The 13595-nt window shown below is 63.7% G+C and carries 15 protein-coding genes; 4 read left to right on the top strand and 11 right to left on the bottom strand.

Features of this window, described 5'->3' with window-relative positions:
- Positions 1-8 precede the first annotated feature (8 nt).
- The 9 genes from queE to WJT74_RS02805 all read right to left on the bottom strand — a co-directional run bounded on the left by queE (position 9) and on the right by WJT74_RS02805 (position 6478).
- A complete protein-coding gene (queE, locus tag WJT74_RS02845) occupies positions 9-638 on the bottom strand; it encodes a 7-carboxy-7-deazaguanine synthase (protein WP_343346624.1) in 630 nt (209 codons plus the stop codon).
- A complete protein-coding gene (locus tag WJT74_RS02840) occupies positions 635-1048 on the bottom strand; it encodes a hypothetical protein (RefSeq protein WP_343346621.1) in 414 nt (137 codons plus the stop codon). The genes queE and WJT74_RS02840 overlap by 4 nt, the downstream gene beginning before the upstream one ends.
- Positions 1045-1713, bottom strand: coding sequence for a 7-cyano-7-deazaguanine synthase QueC (gene queC, locus WJT74_RS02835; RefSeq protein ID WP_343346618.1), 669 nt, complete (start codon positions 1711-1713; stop codon positions 1045-1047). The genes WJT74_RS02840 and queC overlap by 4 nt, the downstream gene beginning before the upstream one ends.
- Positions 1710-2060: a DUF3147 family protein gene (locus WJT74_RS02830; protein ID WP_343346616.1), complete on the bottom strand. Its 351-nt coding sequence runs from the start codon at positions 2058-2060 to the stop codon at positions 1710-1712. The genes queC and WJT74_RS02830 overlap by 4 nt, the downstream gene beginning before the upstream one ends.
- A gap of 124 nt (positions 2061-2184) precedes the next feature.
- Positions 2185-2595: a DUF3617 domain-containing protein gene (locus WJT74_RS02825; protein WP_343346614.1), complete on the bottom strand. Its 411-nt coding sequence runs from the start codon at positions 2593-2595 to the stop codon at positions 2185-2187.
- Positions 2596-2646: 51 nt separating this feature from the next.
- Positions 2647-3582 carry an Hsp33 family molecular chaperone HslO gene (locus WJT74_RS02820; RefSeq protein ID WP_343346612.1) on the bottom strand — a complete coding sequence of 312 codons (936 nt, stop codon included), beginning with the start codon at positions 3580-3582 and terminating at the stop codon, positions 2647-2649.
- Positions 3579-4781 carry an aspartate aminotransferase family protein gene (locus WJT74_RS02815; protein WP_343346610.1) on the bottom strand — a complete coding sequence of 401 codons (1203 nt, stop codon included), beginning with the start codon at positions 4779-4781 and terminating at the stop codon, positions 3579-3581. The genes WJT74_RS02820 and WJT74_RS02815 overlap by 4 nt, the downstream gene beginning before the upstream one ends.
- A gap of 138 nt (positions 4782-4919) precedes the next feature.
- Positions 4920-5504 (bottom strand): hypothetical protein, encoded by a 585-nt coding sequence (locus tag WJT74_RS02810; RefSeq protein WP_343346608.1) that lies wholly within the window; start codon positions 5502-5504, stop codon positions 4920-4922.
- Between the two features lie 128 nt (positions 5505-5632).
- Positions 5633-6478 carry an ABC transporter permease gene (locus tag WJT74_RS02805; RefSeq protein WP_343346605.1) on the bottom strand — a complete coding sequence of 282 codons (846 nt, stop codon included), beginning with the start codon at positions 6476-6478 and terminating at the stop codon, positions 5633-5635.
- Between the two features lie 54 nt (positions 6479-6532).
- Between WJT74_RS02805 and WJT74_RS02800 the strand changes: the two genes are divergently transcribed.
- Positions 6533-7255 (top strand): GcrA family cell cycle regulator, encoded by a 723-nt coding sequence (locus WJT74_RS02800; RefSeq protein WP_343346603.1) that lies wholly within the window; start codon positions 6533-6535, stop codon positions 7253-7255.
- A 179-nt stretch (positions 7256-7434) separates the two neighbouring features.
- Positions 7435-7800, top strand: coding sequence for a response regulator (locus tag WJT74_RS02795; protein ID WP_343346601.1), 366 nt, complete (start codon positions 7435-7437; stop codon positions 7798-7800).
- A gap of 10 nt (positions 7801-7810) precedes the next feature.
- Here WJT74_RS02795 and WJT74_RS02790 read toward each other — a convergent pair whose 3' ends face one another.
- Both WJT74_RS02790 and WJT74_RS02785 read right to left on the bottom strand, forming a co-directional pair.
- Entirely contained in the window at positions 7811-9943 is a 2133-nt protein-coding gene (locus WJT74_RS02790; protein ID WP_343346599.1) for an ATP-binding protein, read from the bottom strand.
- On the bottom strand, positions 9940-10314 hold the full coding sequence (locus WJT74_RS02785; protein ID WP_343346596.1) for a response regulator transcription factor: 375 nt from the start codon (positions 10312-10314) through the stop codon (positions 9940-9942). Before WJT74_RS02785 ends, WJT74_RS02790 begins: the two co-directional genes overlap by 4 nt.
- 117 nt (positions 10315-10431) lie before the next feature.
- Here WJT74_RS02785 and parE point away from each other — a divergent pair, with 117 nt between their 5' ends.
- Positions 10432-12423, top strand: coding sequence for a DNA topoisomerase IV subunit B (parE, locus tag WJT74_RS02780; protein ID WP_343346593.1), 1992 nt, complete (start codon positions 10432-10434; stop codon positions 12421-12423).
- Positions 12424-12467: 44 nt separating this feature from the next.
- Entirely contained in the window at positions 12468-13541 is a 1074-nt protein-coding gene (locus WJT74_RS02775) for a potassium channel family protein (protein WP_343346590.1), read from the top strand.
- Positions 13542-13595: the final 54 nt, after the last annotated feature.

Genomic DNA, 13595 nt, shown 5'->3' with positions numbered 1-13595 from the left:
CTTCGCTGCTACGCCAGTCCCAGCACCTTGTGGGTCTGAAGCGTCACGCGCCATTTCGGCCGTTCCATGACCAGTTCGATCGCGGCTTCCGTCGCCGCATCGACCGCCTCGCCGTCCATCGGCTGCAAGAGGAAGTGATCGAAGTCGAGGGCCTCCAGCCTGTCGAGGTCGAACGGTTGGGGCCAAACCAGCTTCAGTTCGTTGCCCGATGTCTGCTTCAGTTCCGACCCGGCCTTAGGCGAGATGCACAGCCAGTCGATGCCCTCGGGTGCGGCGATGGTCCCGTTGCTCTCGACCGCGATCCGAAAACCCCGGCTATGCAGCGCATCGATCAAGGCCGCATCGAGTTGCAACAGGGGTTCGCCCCCCGTGCAGACGACCAGCCGTTCCGCCGAGCCTTCGCCCCATAGCGACGCGACCGCGTCCGCCAACGCCTCCGCTTCTCGAAACTTCCCGCCGTTGACCCCGTCGGTTCCCACGAACTGCGTATCGCAGAACTGGCAGATCGCTTTCCCGCGGTCGCGCTCGAGACCGCTCCACAGGTTGCACCCGGCGAAGCGCAGGAACACCGCCCGCGACCCCGCCTGCATCCCCTCGCCCTGAAGCGTCAGGAACATTTCCTTGACCGCATAGGTCACCGGCGTTCCCTCGCGTAATCTACATATCGATCCTGCCAGGTCGAATGGTTCGGACACCAAGTGGGCTCGCTAGCCCATCGGACGGCATTTGCGCCTGCCATTTCAGCCGCCTGAAAAATCCCGTTTGCCTCGATGCCGTGGATGGGAACTTTCGGCGGCGAGATTACGAACGTCATGGCCCACCAGCGAAGACCGAGCCCGTGCTTCGTCACTGCCCGATTAAGTGCTTCTTCTAAAAATGTGGCTTCGCTGACGAGCAGATGCTCGCAAGAGAAGGGAGCGTTGGCATAGGTCATCGTGCCATTGTGTCGAACCTCGACTCGATTGTGATCGATGGAAATCGCCAATTCCGGCCCGAGCTTTTCCGCCCACCAGCGCCACTTAAGAGGTGTGGATCGTCCCGGGCTCATGCGTAGATCGTCGGGTCGGGCAGCCCCGCTTCCTCGAACCCTCGCGCGCGCAGGCGACAGGCATCGCACGCCCCACAGGCGCGGTCCCCGATGGGATCGTAGCAACTATGGCTCATGCCCGCATCGATGCCCAGCCGGTCCGCTTCGCGCGCGATGTCGGCCTTGGTCATGTCCTGGAGCGGGGTGCGGATGCGGATTTCGGCACCTTCGTCCCCCGCCTTGGTCGCCAGCCGCGCCAGCTCCTCGAATTTGGCGATGAATTGGGGGCGGCAATCGGGATAGCCCGAATAGTCGAGACTGTTCACCCCGATGACGATGTCGTTCGCCCCTCGCGTCTCGGCGAAGGCGAGGCACAGCGACAGGAACACCGTGTTGCGCGCTGGGACGTAGGTGACGGGGATCTCGTTCCCCACCCCGCCCTTCGGCACGTCGATGTCGTCGGTCAGCGCCGACCCGCCGAACACGGTCAGGTCCAGCGGCAGGACGACATGCTCGGCCGCCCCCATCGCCTCGGCGATCCGCCGCGCCGCTTCCAGCTCCACCCGGTGCCGCTGCCCGTAGTCGATCGTCAGCGCGTGGATCGCCATTCCCGCCTCGCGGGCGAGGCCGGCGCACACCATCGAGTCCAACCCGCCCGAAAGAAGGATTACGGCCTTGGCGGTCATTGCACGATCCCCATCCGCGGCGCGATCTGCGACCAGCCTGCGTAGAGGGCCAGCGTCACCGCGACGGCGACCGAGATCGTCAGGCCGAAGGACTGGCCCGAGCGCAGCATGAACGGGATGATGAGGAACATCGGGATCGAGGGAAGGAAAAACCAGAATGCCCCCATCGCCAGTGCGGCGACCTTTTCCGTATCGCGCGTCTCGCCATAGAGCCACAGGATCGACAACAGGCTGACGAGCGGCAGCGACGCGAGCAGACCTCCCCAGCCCGGCCAACGCTGCGCCAACGTGCTGATGGTCGCCACCAGCAGTCCCGAAATCACCGCCTTGAGAATGAAGAGCGTCATGCCGCGCGCCTTAGGGAAAATTCTTCCTCACGACAAACGGGTCGATCGTCAACATGACGGACCATCGAACGCCTTCGCCGTCTGGGAGCGATCGACCCCTGTCAGAGCGGCGGCGTGATACCGGTCAGCAGGAACCCGTGCGCCGGGCCAGCAGCGTCCGATTGAACGGATAGCCGTTCTTGATGCCCTGCGTCTTGACGGTGATCGAGCGCGGCGTGACCACCTCGAATTCGCTCGTTCCGAAACCTCCGGCGGTGCAGGTATAGCGCACCAGCGCCTTTTTGCCGCTTTCGTTGACCGTCACCCGGGTGCATTCGCGGCCCATATGCTCGTATTGCGCCAAGACCGAGACGTCGCGAAGACACAGACGCCGCGGGCGAGCGTCGCTTCCCAGCTGCGTGATCTCCCAGAGACCGCCTTCGATGGGCGCGAGAACACGCGGCTGAGCTTGGCGATCGGCATTTCCGCCGACCGTCGCCGTCGCCGCCGAGGCGGCAAAGAGCAATCCGCTCATCGCTAGTATGGCACGCTTCATCGTCATCATCCCTATCGATATGGGGATGAACCGCAGGTAAACAATGGGGTATCAGCCAGCTTCGTCCGTCTCCGTGTCGGCCACCGCATCGGGATCGATCGGGAAGCTCGTAGCGCAAAAGGCGCAATCGACGCGGATCATTCCGTCCTCGGCGACCATGTCCTTGCGCTCGTCCACCGGGAAACGCGCGATGACGCTGGCGATGTAATCGGGACTGCAGCGGCAACCCTTCGCCAGCCGCACCGGATCGGAAAGCCTGACCTCGTCCTCCTCGTGGAATAGCCGCCACACCAACGCGTCGAGCGTCAGGTCGGTATCGACCAGTTCGGAATCCTTCACGCTGCCGCCGAGAATGGCGACGTGCGGCCAGTCGGGATGGTCAAGCTTGGTATGCAACCGCTCGCGCCCTTCCTCGCCCTCGGGCAGATGCTGGAGCATCAGCGCGCCGACGCGCCAACCGGTCGCGACGCGCTCGGCGTGAATCCGGACCAGGCTCGGGATCTGCTCGGATTGCGCGAAATAACTCTGCGCCACCTCCCCGAGAGTCGCTCCCTCGATCGGCGCAATGCCCTGATAGCGTTCGTTGCGGCTGGGCTGGTCGAACGTGATCGCCAAAAACCCCTTCCCGAACAGGTCGCCGAGGCTGACGTCCGGACCGGCTTCGGCCAATCGGTCGCCGTCATATTTCACATGACCGCGCAACTCGCCCGCCAGCCAGTCACACACCAGCAATTCAACGATGCCGCCCTGCGTCTGAGCCTGCATCGTGATCTGGCCCTTCTCGTCTTTGAGCAACGACCCGAACAATGCCGTGAGCGCCAGCGCCTCGGCCAGCAGGCGTTCGATCCGTTCGGGATAGGCGTGCGGTCCGAGGATCGCGTCGACCGTCTTCGTCAGACGCGTCACCCGCCCGCGCGCACCCCGCGTCGGCAGGATCACGCCGACGACGACGTCCTCGTCGAGCGGCAGGCCCGGTGTGTCGGTCACGCCGTCTCCTTGGCGGTTTCGGCATGATATTGCCCCGCCGCACTCGACAGTGTGTCGACGAATTCGCGAATATGCTCATCGGTGATGTTCAGCGGCGGCAGGACGCGCACGACATTGTCGCCCGCCGCAACTGCCAGAAGCCCCTTGCCACGCAGCCAGCCGACGAAACTACGCGCGACCACATCCTCGTGCATCTTCACGCCCAGCATCAGTCCCATGCCGCGGATACCGGTGAACATGTCGGGATGATTACCGATCATCTGCTCGAGCGCACCGCGCAGTCGCTCCCCCGTCGCCCGGACGCCTGCAAGAAATTCGGGGTCGGCGACCACGTCCAGCACGGCCTCGCACGCCGCCATCGCGAGCGGATTGCCGCCATAGGTTGATCCGTGCGTGCCGAACGTCATTCCCTTGGCGGCATGTTCGGTCGCCATGCAGGCCCCCATCGGGAAACCGCCACCCAGACCCTTCGCGCTCGCGAGCACGTCGGGGACGATATCATACTGTTCGTAGGCGTAGAGCGTGCCCGTGCGACCCACGCCGCACTGCACCTCGTCGAGCGCCAGCAGAAGACCATGATCGTCGGCAAGCTTGCGCAGGCCCTGCAGGAATTCCTTGCTCGCCGGGCGGATGCCGCCCTCGCCTTGGATCGGCTCGACCAGGAAACCCGCAGTGCGGTCGTTGATCGCCGCCTTCGCACCTTCGAGATCGTCGAAATCGACGTAAGTGAAGCCCGGCAGAAGCGGCTCGAACCCGTCGTGCAGCTTTTCCTGATTGGCCGCGCTGACGGTCGCCATCGTGCGCCCGTGGAAGGCGTTCTTGAAGGTGATGATTTCCTTGCGCTGCGGATTGCCGTCGACGACGTGGAACCGACGCACCGTCTTGATCGCGCACTCGACGCTCTCGGCCCCCGAATTGGTAAAGAAGACCGTGTCCGCGAACGTCAGCTCGGTCAGTCGCTTGGCGAGCGCTTCGCCCTGCGGGCTTCCGTAGAGGTTCGAGACGTGCATCAGCTTCGCCGCCTGATCCTGGATCGCCTTGGTCAGATGGGGATGATTGTGGCCCAGGAGATTGACCGCGATGCCGCTGGCGAAATCGAGGTATTTCTCGCCGCCTTCGCCGTACAGATACGGCCCCTCGCCCTTGACCGGCCGGACTTCGCAACGGGGATAGACCGGCATCAGCGCGGGAAACGACATGGAAAACTCCTCTGAAAATGTTGGGCTAGCCTCGATGTGGGCAGCCCTAAGACAAAAGAAAAGGCGCCGCCACCCATCGGAAAGGGTGACGGCGCCAACTTCGGCATTGCCCCTTTGGGGGAAAGGGCGATGCCGAGATCAATCGTCCCAGTCGTCGTCCCAATCGTCATCGTCGCGATCCCGACGATCGTAGCGACGGTCATCCCAACGACGATCGTTGTAGTAGCGATCGTCGTCGTTCCAGTAGCGATCGCGCTGTCCATTATAGCCGTAGCCGTAGTTGGCGTACTGGCGGCCGTCGCGAAGGTCGCGCTGGATCTGCTGCCGGAGACTGCGAATGCCGTTGACGGCGCGCTGATATTCGTTCCGGTTCAAGCCTCGATAAGCCATCCGGTCGATCCGCTGCTGCAGGTTTGCGGCGCGGCGCTGCAGATTGCGATATTCGTTCGGCGCGATCGCGCGCTGCTGCGCGAAATAGGCGATGTCCTGCCGCATCCGTCCGACGCGGTTCTGCAGTTCGCGAACCTTCTGATAGGCGAAATGCTGATTGCCGTATGCGTATCCCCGGGCCCGCTGGTCGTAACCGCCGCCCCGGTACGGCTGCTGATAGCCGCGATACGGCTGATCCGCGCTATTATTGACGCCGACATCCGCGGCCAGAGCGGGCGTGGCGGCAAGGCCCGCACCCGCGATCGCGGCAATGCTGAGAAACTGGAAACGCATACGCCTTACTCCTTGTCAGGATGGTGGGTCGTTCGATGCGTCGGTTGTGATCGCCGCGCGGTGAGGCGCGACTGAATGGGCCTGTTATCGGCGGTTCACGGAGGTGAACGGCGGCAACCGGGCGGCGGTTAACTCTTAATCTTCCACCCTCGGTCCAGCAATCGGTAGCACAGGAAGAAGAGCGCGAGATTGAGCAACAGGAGCACGATCGCACCCGTCGTCACCGGCGAGTCCGCGACACTGATAAACCCATAGCGAAATCCCGAAATGACGAAGAAGAAGGGATTGGCGAGGCTTGCCGTCTGGAAGCTCTCGGGAAGCGCGCTGACCGCGTAAAACGTCCCGGACAGCAGCGCCAGCGGCGCCACCACGAAGTTGGTGACCATTGCCGCATGGTCGAACTTCTCCGCCCAGAAGCTGGTCAGCAGTCCGAAAAAGGACAGGAGCAACGACCCCATCAGCCCGAAGAACAGGACCACGAGCAGATTGTCGGGAACGACCGAGAGCCCCGGCCACAGCGCCATGACGAGCCAGACCGCGCCACCGACCATGAAGGCGCGAGTGACGCTCGCCCCGACCAGACCGATCAATAATTCCATGGTCGACAAAGGTGGCATCAGATAATCGACGATCGTCCCCTGCAGTTTGCCGACCAGAAGCGAGAAGCTGGCATTCGCGAACGCTGCCTGGATCATTCCCATGACGATCAGCCCCGGCGCCAGGAAATCGGTGAACGGGACACCCAGCACCTCGCGCCCGCCGCGCGCCAGTGCGATCGTAAAGATTGCCAGATACAGCAGAGTCGTGACCGCCGGACCCCACACCGTCTGGAGCTGCACCTTGAAAAAGCGCCGCACCTCCTTGACATAGAGCGTACGAAGACCGCGCCAGTTGACGGTACCGAGCAACGGTTCGCCATACGGTGCGTTCGACCAGGAGTTTTCACCCCCCGACGGGTTATCGTTGTGGGCCATCGCCGCCTCGCCTAAGGGCATGGCGCGCCAAAGACAATCGGAGACATTTTCAACGTGAGCTGGACCGACGAGCGGATCGATCGACTGAAAGCAATGTGGGCGGAGGGAAAGACCGCGTCCCAGATCGCCGAGGATTTGGGCGGAGTGAGCCGCAATGCGGTCATCGGCAAAGCGCATCGCCTCGGCTTGGAATCGCGCCCCAGCCCGGTGAAGGCGGGCGAGAAGAAGAAGGCTGCGCCGAGGAAGAAAGCCGCCGCGAAGAAGCCCGCCGCCAGCAAGGCCGCGCCCAAGAAAGCGGCGCCCGCTGTTCCCAAGGAAGCGAAGAAGGCCGTCGGCACTCCCGACCCCGATCGCGCCGCGCGTCCCGAACCCGAAAAAGCGACCGGTTCGGGGAAACCCGACGACAAGAAGGCGCCCGCGTCCGGTTCGGGAAGTGGAAAGCCGCAGTATCGCAGTGTGGGTCCCGGCGGTTTCGTGCGCCAGGGCCCTTCCGATCAACAGGCCCCGATTCCGCCCGCACCGCCGCGTCGGCTGATTCCCGAAAAGCCTTCCGAGGAAGTTGCGGACAAGACCTCGCTTCTCGATCTGAACGAACGCATCTGCCGCTGGCCCATGGGTCATCCGGGCGAGAGCGATTTTCACTTCTGCGGCGAGGCGGCCAATCCGGGCTTCCCCTATTGTGTCGATCATTGCGGCGTCGCCTATCAGGCGCAGCTTCCGCGCCGCGATCGCAAGCCTCCCCCGCCCCTCCCCTTCGGCGGTCCGCGCGTCCGCTGAACGGACGTCTGAACCGGTCCTCCCTGACTCTGGATGAAAACGACGGTCGCAGGACCTTCGTGATCGGTCAGGGGTTGCAGCTTGGACCGGCGGACACACCATGATCGATGATCATGGCGATGAACCCTGCTGGATCTTGGAAATGCTAGTGCCGGCGCAGGACAAGGAAATCGGTTTCGATGGTTGATGAAAGACCGCGCGTATTCGTCGTGGAAGACGAATTTCTGATCGCGTTCGAAATGGCGGATACGCTGGAATCGATGGGCATCTCCGTCGCAGGACCGTACGTGCATTTCGAGGAAGCGAAGAAGGCGGCGCGCGAGGAAATGGTAGATGCCGCCTTGCTCGACGTGAACCTCGGCGGCGGCAAGACGTCCGAGCCGATCGCCGAGATCTTCCGCGAGCGGGGTATCCCCTTTGTTTTCGTCACCGCCTACGATCGCCGTGAAATCACTTTCGTGCTGTCCGACGATCGAGTGGTCCGCAAGCCGGTGACTCCCGACGTGCTTCTCGAGGCGCTCCGCGAGGTCTACCCGCAAATCTAGTTGCGGAGACTTAGGCGCGCTGCCGCGGGGCGATGATTTCGAGACGCGACTGGGCCACGACGACGTCTGCGCTCACGGCCGCCAACTCGGCCAGATTTCGCCCATTTGGATCCTGTTCGACCGCAGCCGCCGCCCTCGCCAGCCGATGCAGCCCCAGGGTCGCGGCCTGACTGGCCAACTTGTGTGCGATGGCTCGCTGATCGGAGGGGGATGCCGCATCGATGTCGCGCAAGCTGTTCGCCACCGTTTCGAGATGACCCGCGACCCGTTCGTCCCCCAGCAGATTTCGCACGCCGTCGAAGGACGTCTCTTCGAATGAAAGGGGTGCGTCCTGAGGATGGGCCGCGCTCGGCCTTTCCGACACTACCGAACCCAAGTGCTCCGACAGCGCGGCCTCAAGTGAGGGACGATGGATCGGCTTGGCGACATGGCCGTCCATTCCAGCCTTTCGATAGGCGATGACCTGTTCGGGAAGGCCGTTGGCGGTCAGCGCGATGATCGGTACCTTGCCTCGCGGCCCCGGCATCGAACGGATAGCCCGCGCCGCCGCGAGACCGTCCATGTGGGGCATCTGGATATCCATCAAGACGAGATCGAAATCGCGGGCGCGAATGGCCGCTAGCGCCGCCGCACCGTCCTCCACCACCTCGACGCAATGGCCCATCGACGACAGCATCGCCATCGCCAGTTCCTGGTTCATCGCCACATCCTCGGCCAAGAGGATGCGCGCGCCGGCGGAGGCATGATCCACGACGCCTGCTGCGTTCGGGTTGGTCCCGGGGGTGAGCGGAAGGCGCAGCGTGAAGGTGGTTCCCGTACCCTCGATACTCGAAACTTCGATGTCCCCGCCCATCGCGCGTGCCAGCTGACGGCTGATGCTTAAGCCCAGTCCCGTGCCGCCATAATCGCGCGCGACGGTCGCATCGGCCTGCGTGAAGGGGGCGAACAACCGCTCGAGGGTCTCCGCCGCAATTCCCGGACCCGTGTCGATCACGTGGAAGAGGACTTCGGTTCCGGCACCCTGCACAACCTCGATCCGAACGCCGCCGCGCGCGGTGAATTTCACGGCATTGCCCAGCAGATTCATGAGGATCTGCGCCAGACGCCCACGGTCCCCGCGGAGGAAAACGGGCAGGTTCGCATCGATCCGCGTCTCGATCGCAAGGTTCTTCGCATCGGACGATGGGCGCACCACCGACACGCAATTGTCGATAAGGCTCTCGAGCGGGAAGTCCTCCACCGCCACCAGCATCTGCCCCGCCTCCAGCTTGGAGAAATCCAGCACGTCGTTGACGATGCCAAGGAGCATTCCGCCTGCCGAATGGATGATCTCGACCCGGTGCCGTTGCTCCTCGTTGAGGGTTTTGTCGGTCAGCAGCATGTCGGCGAATCCGATCACACCGTTAAGCGGCGTGCGGATCTCGTGGCTCATCACCGCCACGAACTGACTCCGCGCCTCCGCCAGCGATGCCGCCTCGCGCTCCATCCGTTTCAATTCGCGAGCCCAGTCCCGCGCCGGACGGGCGACCAAGAAACCGCATGCCACCAGAAGCAGCATCGCCGCCAATGCGGCATAGAGATTGAGATCGAGCGTGTTGCCCACCGCGTCGCGCAGGCTGGAGGTATGGCGGCGCGAACGTGCGTAGATTTCCTCCTGCACGCGGGCGGTTTCCGCCCGCAGCGAGCGAATTTCCGTGCTTCTCATGCGCGCTTCGGCGGCGCCGCGGTCGCCACTGCGCACCAGATCGAGGACGTGCCGGTTTTCGGCCTCCAGGTGCCGCGAGACCGCATCCATCTCCGCAAAGGCGATCCGGTTTTCGGGCAAGCGGATCGCTTCTTCCAGCCGCCGCCGCGCATCCCGCAGTTCGCGCACGCGTTCATCATACCGCGCCGTATCGTCGGGGTTGGCGGAGGCGACAGCCAACGCCAGCGCTGCATCGTTGGCGAGTTGAGCCCGCGCCAGTTCCTCGGCCGCTTCGAACACTTCATACTGCACGTCGACGATCGCGCGGGTCCGGTCGCTGACGAACAAGTTCGAAGCCAGTGCGCCTAGGGTCATCACCAGGATCGCAATGATCCCGGTGATTGCCGCAGCCCGCGGAAATTCGGGCGGCACGCGATCGGCCGCCGTCGAAACGGTCATGCCGCCCGGGCTTGATCGATCAGCGTCTCGACGCAGATCGCCAGCTTGTCGGGATCGACGGGTTTGCGCAGATAATCGTCCGCGCCCGCTTCGAACGCGATGCGCTCGTCCGACTTGCCCGTCCGGCCGGTCAGCATGATCACCGGCATGTCGTGCGCGCTCGACTGGCGCAGCTCGCGCAGTGCCTCGATCCCGCCTTTGTGCGGCATCGAACAGTCGAGGATCATGAGATCGGGCCGCTTGTGCACCGCGACATCGGTGACCGAGGTGCCATCGGGCAAGGCGCCCACGATGTGCCCCTCGCGCTCCAGCGCCGCCCGTACCACGTCCACCGTCAATTCGTCGTCGTCGACCACAATGATTCGTGCCATCAGCCGCACCTTTCCAGCACCGGAGAGTAAGCGAAGGCGGTAAAGAAAGCGTTGACGATAGGCTGCGCCGGGATCCGGCTTTGCAGCGCGCCCTTCCGCCGCCTATACCCCCTGCCAATGTCCGACGACCTGTTCGATTCCGCTTCGCCCGAAAAAGCTTCCGCCGATTACGATGCCTCCTCGATCGAGGTGCTCGAGGGGCTCGAACCGGTGCGTCGCCGTCCTGGCATGTATATCGGCGGGACCGACCAGCGAGCGCTCCATCATCTCGCCGCCGAAGTCATCGACAATTCGATGGACGAGGCCGTCGCCGGTCACGCCAACCGGATCGAAATCGAACTGGACGAAGGCAACCGGTTGAGCGTGGCCGACAACGGGCGCGGCATTCCCATCGACCCGCACCCCAAGTTCAAGGACAAATCCGCTTTGGAGGTCATTCTGACCACCCTCCATTCGGGCGGCAAGTTCGAGGGCAAGGCCTATGCGACGTCCGGCGGCCTCCACGGCGTCGGCGTCAGCGTCGTCAACGCGCTTTCCAACGATACCGTCGTCGAGGTCGCCCGCGATAAGAAGGTCTATCGCCAGACGTTTTCGAAGGGCCATGCGACCTCGAAGCTCGAGGAAGTCGGGGCCGCCCCCAACCGCCGCGGCACCAAGGTCGTCTTCACGCCCGACCCGGAAATCTTCGGGAGCGACGCGAAGTTCAGCCCCAAGCGCCTGCACGATCTCGCCCGGTCAAAGGCCTATCTCTACGGTGGCGTCGAAATCCGCTGGAAATGTGCGCCTTCGCTCGCCAGCGACGACGTGCCGGAAACCGCGACCTTCAAATTCGACAACGGTCTTGCCGACCATCTCGACGACATGCTGGGCGAGCGCGGCACCATTACGTCGCCGCCCTTTACCGGCAGCCAGGACTTTCCCGACGACCAGGGGCGATGCGAGTGGGCTATCGCCTGGCCGCTGTGGACCGAAGGCTACCAGCGCTATTACTGTAACACGATCCCGACCCCCGACGGCGGCACCCACGAAGCGGGCCTGCGCGCCGCTTTGACGAAGGGCCTTCGCGCGTTCGGCGATCTCGTAAACGAGAAGAAGGCCGCCAAGATCGCCGCCGACGACATCATGGGCGGGATCGAATGCATGTTGTCGGTGTTCATCCGCGATCCCCATTTCCAGTCGCAAACCAAGGATCGCCTGACGTCGTTGGAGGCTGCGCGCTTCGTCGAGAATGCCGTGCGCGATCACTTCGACCATTATCTTGCCGACAATATGGACCGCGGGCGTGCGCTTCTCGGCTCCGTTCTGGAGCGGATGGACGAACGACTGAAGCGCCGTGCCGAGCGCGAAGTAAAACGCAAGACGGCAACCAGCGCCAAGAAGCTTCGCCTTCCCGGCAAGCTTACCGACTGCGCCAATTCGGGCGGCGAGGATGGCGAAACCGAACTCTTCATCGTCGAGGGCGACAGCGCGGGCGGCAGTGCCAAGCAGGCGCGCAACCGCAAGACGCAGGCGATCCTTCCCATCCGCGGCAAGATTCTCAACGTCGCCAGCGCCACCCGCGAGAAAATCCGCGCCAACCAGGAAATTGCCGACCTCGCACTCGCGCTCGGCAGCGGGATGGGCGACACTTACGACGACGACGCGCTGCGCTACGACAAGATTATCATCATGACCGACGCCGACGTCGACGGCGCGCATATCGCGACCCTCCTGATGACCTTCTTCTTTCAGGAGATGCCCGAGCTGGTTAAGCGCGGACGGCTCTATCTCGCCCAGCCCCCGCTCTACCGTCTGACCGCGGGGACCAAGTCGCTCTACGCCCGCGACGACGCCCACCGTGCCGAGCTCGAGGAAAGCGAATTCAAGGGCAAGAAGGTCGACGTCGGCCGATTCAAGGGCCTTGGCGAGATGAATCCCAATCAGCTCAAGGAGACCACGATGGACCCCGCGAGCCGAAGCCTCATTCGCATCACCCTGCCCCCCGAATATCAGGACCAGCAAGGTACACGCGACATCGTCGAACGGTTGATGGGCAAGAAGCCCGAACATCGCTTCGAGTTCATCCAGTCCGAAGCGGCCGGCTTCGACGACGAAGCGATCGACGCGTGAGGCATCGCTTGGCTTGCCGCGACAGCGCGCCTAGATAACCCCCGATGGAACGCCGTCAGCCCCGTGCCGTACCGCAACAGCGCAGCCTGCCGCAGGTGCCCTTGCTGCGTCAGAAATCGCCGCTTTCGGGCTGGGCGCAATTCGGCATTCGGGTCGCGCTGCTCTTCGCGCTCTTGGGTTTCATCATCGCGGTGCACTGGATCGAGCGGGACGCCTTCGTCGACAATGCCGATGGCGAGCTCTCCTTTGCCGACGTGATCTACTTCACGATGATCTCCGCCACCACGACGGGCTACGGCGACATCGTGCCGGTCACCGAGCGCGCGCGGCTCTTCGACGCTCTCGTCGTCACGCCGGCGCGCATCTTCTTCATCTTGATTCTGGCGGGGACGGCCTACACCTTCGTCATCAAGCGATCCTGGGACAATTTCCTCATGCGCAGACTGCAACGTACCCTCACCGGCCACATCGTCGTGGCAGGATACGGAACCTCCGGCGGCGAGGCGGTCGACGAACTGATCGCGCGCGGCGAGGATCCGCGAAAGATCGTGGTCGTCGACCAGAATCCGGAAAGCATCGCCAAGGCCGAACGGCTTGGATGTATCGTGCTGCAGGCCGATGCGACGCGCGATGAAACGATGGAGGCAGTGCGCCTGCGCCAGGCCTCGACCATGATCATCTCGGCGGGTCGGGACGATACCTCGATCCTCATCTGCCTCACCGCGCGGCACCTGTGTCCCAATTTGCACATCAGCCTCGCCGTGCGCGCCGAGGACAACGAATTCCCCGCCCGTGCCGCCGGGGCCACGACGGTCATCAACCCGACCAGCTTCGCGGGCCTACTTCTCGCGGGCAGCGCCCACGGCGCGGGCATCGCCGACTATATGGCCGACCTTGCCAGTGCGACGGGACGTGTCCGGCTTCACGAACGCGAGATCGAGCCGTTCGAGGCCGGCAAGTCGCTCGCCGATGTCGCCATCGGATTGGGCGTGCGCATCCTTCGCGACGGCAAGTCGATCGGATTCTGGGAAGAGGGCGCCAACGAACTTCAGCAAGGCGACCATATCATCGAAATCATCCCGGGTTTCGCCTTCCCGCCCTGTAATACGGGTACCTAGGTCCAGCCAATTTAGCGCAAGTATCTGCGGCCTTTCGGCCTCATTCCGCGGCTT

This window comes from Sphingomicrobium sp. XHP0239, from assembly GCF_039555325.1.
GTDB classification, from domain to species: domain Bacteria; phylum Pseudomonadota; class Alphaproteobacteria; order Sphingomonadales; family Sphingomonadaceae; genus Sphingomicrobium; species Sphingomicrobium maritimum.
The sequence above is the reverse complement of the archived record's forward strand: the minus strand, read 5'-3'. Positions and strand labels throughout refer to the sequence as shown.

Bases quoted from the DNA above. Each gene is read 5' to 3' on its own strand.
- WJT74_RS02795 (WP_343346601.1), top strand. From the start codon at position 7,435: ATGGTTGATGAAAGACCGCGCGTATTCGTCGTGGAAGACGAATTTCTG.
- WJT74_RS02775 (WP_343346590.1), top strand. From the start codon at position 12,468: ATGGAACGCCGTCAGCCCCGTGCCGTACCGCAACAGCGCAGCCTGCCG.
- WJT74_RS02805 (WP_343346605.1), bottom strand. From the start codon at position 6,478: ATGGCCCACAACGATAACCCGTCGGGGGGTGAAAACTCCTGGTCGAAC.
- WJT74_RS02830 (WP_343346616.1), bottom strand. From the start codon at position 2,060: ATGACGCTCTTCATTCTCAAGGCGGTGATTTCGGGACTGCTGGTGGCG.
- WJT74_RS02815 (WP_343346610.1), bottom strand. From the start codon at position 4,781: ATGTCGTTTCCCGCGCTGATGCCGGTCTATCCCCGTTGCGAAGTCCGG.
- queC (WP_343346618.1), bottom strand. From the start codon at position 1,713: ATGACCGCCAAGGCCGTAATCCTTCTTTCGGGCGGGTTGGACTCGATG.
- parE (WP_343346593.1), top strand. From the start codon at position 10,432: ATGTCCGACGACCTGTTCGATTCCGCTTCGCCCGAAAAAGCTTCCGCC.
- WJT74_RS02790 (WP_343346599.1), bottom strand. From the start codon at position 9,943: ATGACCGTTTCGACGGCGGCCGATCGCGTGCCGCCCGAATTTCCGCGG.
- WJT74_RS02785 (WP_343346596.1), bottom strand. From the start codon at position 10,314: ATGGCACGAATCATTGTGGTCGACGACGACGAATTGACGGTGGACGTG.
- WJT74_RS02810 (WP_343346608.1), bottom strand. From the start codon at position 5,504: ATGCGTTTCCAGTTTCTCAGCATTGCCGCGATCGCGGGTGCGGGCCTT.
- WJT74_RS02825 (WP_343346614.1), bottom strand. From the start codon at position 2,595: ATGAAGCGTGCCATACTAGCGATGAGCGGATTGCTCTTTGCCGCCTCG.
- WJT74_RS02840 (WP_343346621.1), bottom strand. From the start codon at position 1,048: ATGAGCCCGGGACGATCCACACCTCTTAAGTGGCGCTGGTGGGCGGAA.